We start from the raw sequence: 251 nt of genomic DNA, 5'->3' as shown, positions 1-251 counted from the left end.
CCGAGACTCAGGATGAGCGTCGTCGTCCCATCACCGTTCGCCGTCACCGAGGTCGGCATCGGGAACTCGCCCGCCGTCGCCAGTGCCTGCGTGCCGGCTTCGTCGTACGTGACGTAGTTCGGCAGCGTGTCGGTGATGACCACGTTGTTCACCGGGGCGGCAGCCTCCGAGGCCGCGGTCAGCGACGGAGTGATCTCCCAGACCACGGGCTTGCCCGCGATCGTCACCCCGGTGGCGCCGTAGTTCGAGAC

At 68.1% G+C, this 251-nt stretch carries 1 protein-coding gene; it reads right to left on the bottom strand.

The genetic code is table 11. The annotated features are described in order from the left end of the window. On the bottom strand, positions 1–251 hold a 251-nt coding region (locus AMS65_RS19700), incomplete at both ends, for a hypothetical protein (protein ID WP_162231733.1).

The sequence above is a fragment of the Leucobacter celer subsp. astrifaciens genome (assembly GCF_001273835.1).
Lineage (GTDB): Bacteria > Actinomycetota > Actinomycetes > Actinomycetales > Microbacteriaceae > Leucobacter > Leucobacter celer.
Note: the sequence above shows the minus strand (reverse complement) of the source record. Positions and strands in the feature narration are given on the sequence as shown.